The following is a 3,415-nucleotide window of genomic DNA, read 5'->3' as shown; positions in this document are numbered from 1 at the left end:
GCGGGTGCCGATGCCGGGGCGGGGGCAGACACCGAGGCGCTTGTCGACCCGCGGCCACGGCTCGATCTCGACCTGCTGGAGCGGGCCGTCAACCGGGCCGCAGTGCGCTACGACCGGTCCGGGGACCAGCACTACGACGTGATCAGTGCCTTCATCAAGTCGATGCGGGGCGGCGACGTCGACGCGGCCCTCCACTACCTCGCGCGGATGCTGGAGGCCGGCGAGGATCCCCGGTTCGTCGCTCGAAGGATGATCATCCTTGCCAGTGAGGACATCGGCATGGCCGATCCGGGCGCGCTCGGTGTCGCGGTCGCGGCCAGCCAGGCGCTGGAGTTCGTCGGCCTGCCCGAGGCCCGCCTGGCGCTCGCGCAGGCGGTCATCCACCTGGCGCTGGCGCCCAAGTCGAACGCGGTGATCCGGGCGATCGACGCCGCCACCTCGGATGTTCGTGCCGGGCGGGCCGGGCCGGTGCCCGCGCATCTGCGCGACGCCCACTACCGCGGCGCGCAGCGGGCCGGCCACGGCGCGGGCTACCGGTACCCGCACGACGCCCCCGGCAACGTCGTGCGTCAGCAGTACCCGCCGGACGGGCTGACCTCGACCTACTACTACCAGCCGAGCGGTAACGGCTTCGAGCGCCGCGCGGCCGATCGGGTCCGTGAGCTGCGTGGCGTCGTACGCGGTGACCCACCGCCGTCCCCGGGCTCGTCCCCACCGCCCTCTTCGCCGCCCTCCCCACCGTTCTCCTCGCCGTCCTGACTTCTCTCGTGGGGGCTACCCGTGGCCCCGGTAGCCGTCTCGGTAAGGTCACTCCAGGAGCGTCGGCTGGGTGGCGCCCGCGGCACGGCGGATCGAATCGGGTGGGTGGGACCGGCCCAACGACGATGGAGGCAGGAGCACATATGTCCGGTGGTGCGGTCGCGGGCCTGATCGCGTCGGGCGCGTTCGCGGTGCTCGTCCTCTTCGGCTGTTACGTCCTGCTCAAGCTCGGCAAGATCTTCGATGAGGCCGCGGCCCGGGTACGCCAGACCGGTCTCGCCCTCGACGAGGGAACCGCCCGGGTCCGGCAGGCCGGCGCGACGGTCGACGAGGTCAATCTGGCACTCTCGCACGTCAACAAAGAACTCGACCGGGTCGATGCGATTACGGCGAACGTGCAGTCGATCACGACCAACGTCTCCTCGCTGACATCGTTGTTCGCGGCGACGCTCGGCGGCCCGATGGTGCGTGTCGCGGCGTTCAGCTACGGCGTGCGCAAGGCGGCGGCCAAGCGGACCCGCTCGGAGGTCGAGTCCCGGGTGACGGCCCAGATGAAGGCCGAGAAGGCGGCGCGCCGGTCGGCCGGGCGCGGCGGCCCGCAGCCCGCGGGCGAGAAGACTCCGTCGGTGCCCACGGCCGCCGGCGCGGCGGGCGGGCGTAGGGGAGGCCGGTAGATGTCGAGGATCTTCTATCTCGCTTTCGGGGCGGCGGCCGGCGTCGTGGTGGTGCGCCAGGTGGCGAAGGCCGCCGCCTCCCTGACGCCGACGAGCCTGGCCGGCTCTCTCGTACAGTCGGTACAGGAGTTCCTCGCGGACGTGCGCGAGGCCGCGGCCGAGCGGGAGGAGGAGATCCGTGTCGCGCTCGGCCTCGACGGTGATCCGGACGAAGCAGATCGGGGCGACGAAGCGGATCGGGGCGACGAAGCGGACCGGGGCGATGAGGTCGGGGCTGCCTCGCCCCGGGACGCCGCAGCGCAGGCCGCCGGCTCCGGCGCGCCGCGCTACCCCGCTGACCTCGACGACGCCGAACGCACGATGCGGCTCGTCCCCGGCGCCCGGCGGCCCTGAGGACTCCCTCGCCCGCGGGCCGGGGGCACCTGCCCTCACCGCAGCCCGGAAGGCGCGCCCGACCACAGCGCGCCACCCCGGGATGTCGAACCTCTTCCCACGAGTCTGGACGACGTGAACCCGATGGACACGGCCGAGATCCGTAGCCGCTTTCTCAACCACTTCGCCCGGCGCGGGCACACCGTCGTCCCGAGCGCCTCACTGGTCGCCCAGGATCCGACGTTGCTGCTGGTCAACGCCGGCATGGTGCCGTTCAAGCCCTATTTTCTCGGGGATCTCCCGGCGCCGTGGCCGCGGGCGACCAGCGTGCAGAAATGCGTGCGGACGGTCGACATCGAGAATGTCGGGCACACCGCGCGGCACGCTTCCTTCTTCCAGATGTGCGGCAACTTCTCGTTCGGCGACTATTTCAAGGCCGAGGCGATCCCGTTCGCCTTCGAGCTGCTCACCGAAGGGTTCGGCTTCAAGGCCGACGACCTGTGGGCGACGGTCTACCTCGACGACGACGAGGCCGAGGGGATCTGGCGCGAGCTGCTGCCCGCCGAGCGTATCCAGCGCCGCGGCAAGGAGGACAACTTCTGGTCGATGGGCGTGCCCGGGCCGTGCGGGCCGTGCAGCGAGATCTACTTCGACCGCGGCTCCGCCTACGGCCGCGAGGGCGGTCCGATCGCGGACGAGGAGCGCTACCTCGAGGTCTGGAACCTCGTCTTCATGCAGTACGAGCGGGGCGAGGGCGCCGGGTACGACTATCCGATCGAGCGTGAGCTGCCGGCCCGCAACATCGACACCGGGATGGGCCTGGAGCGGATGGCGACCATCCTCCAGGGTGTCGACAACCTCTACGAGATCGACATCTCCCGGCCGGTGCTCGACGCTGCCGGCCGGCTGACCGGGCGGCGCTACGGCGCGGACCCCGCCGACGACGTGCGGTTGCGAGTGATCGCCGACCACACCCGCACCGCCGCGATGCTGATCTCCGACGGCGTCGTCCCCTCCAACGAGGGGCGCGGCTACGTGCTGCGCCGCATGCTGCGCCGGGCGATCCGCAACGCCCGGCTGCTCGGCGCCCACGAGCCGGTGATGAGCGAGCTGTTCGCGGTCGTCGGCTCGGCGATGGGGAGGATCTATCCCGAACTGGTCGACAACGCCGAGACGATCACCGGGGTCGCCGTCGCGGAGGAGCAGGCGTTCGCCGAGACGCTGCGCACCGGCACCACGATCTTCGACACCGCGGCGCGCCAGGCCCGATCCCTGGGCTCGACCATGCTGGGCGGCGAGGCGGCCTTCAAGCTGCACGACACCTACGGCTTCCCCATCGACCTGACGCTGGAGATGGCCGCTGAGGCGGGCCTGTCCGTCGACGAGGCGGGTTTCCACCGGCTGATGGACCGCCAGCGGCAGGCTGCGAAGGCGGACCGGGCCGCGCGGCGGATCGGCAACGTCGACCTGTCCGCGTTCCGGCCGATCCTGGCCCGTTCCGGCCCGACGACCTTCACCGGGTACGAGGAGCTCAGCCGGGCCTCCGGCGTGGTGGGCCTCGTCGGCATCGCCGACGGCGTGGGGCTGGCGGCGGCGGGGGAGGGCACCGA

4 protein-coding genes are annotated in these 3,415 nt (G+C 71.9%); all 4 read left to right on the top strand.

Going from position 1 to position 3,415, the window contains the following annotated elements:
- The coding region (locus AC08OV_RS24110) for an AAA family ATPase (protein WP_476620381.1) at positions 1–759 on the top strand (759 nt) is incomplete at its 5' end.
- Positions 760–902: 143 nt separating this feature from the next.
- The gene (locus AC08OV_RS24105; RefSeq protein ID WP_476614854.1) at positions 903–1,433 is read left to right on the top strand and encodes a DUF948 domain-containing protein; all 531 of its coding nucleotides are present in this window, start codon (positions 903–905) and stop codon (positions 1,431–1,433) included.
- Positions 1,434–1,826, top strand: a complete 393-nt coding sequence (locus AC08OV_RS24100; RefSeq protein ID WP_476614855.1) for a hypothetical protein — start codon at positions 1,434–1,436, stop codon at positions 1,824–1,826.
- A gap of 123 nt (positions 1,827–1,949) precedes the next feature.
- Positions 1,950–3,415: alanine--tRNA ligase (alaS, locus tag AC08OV_RS24095; RefSeq protein ID WP_476620380.1), on the top strand; the 1,466-nt coding region annotated here is incomplete at its 3' end.

It is taken from the genome of Frankia sp. CeTa3Moorea, from assembly GCF_978021225.1.
The sequence above is the reverse complement of the archived record's forward strand: the minus strand, read 5'-3'. Positions and strand labels throughout refer to the sequence as shown.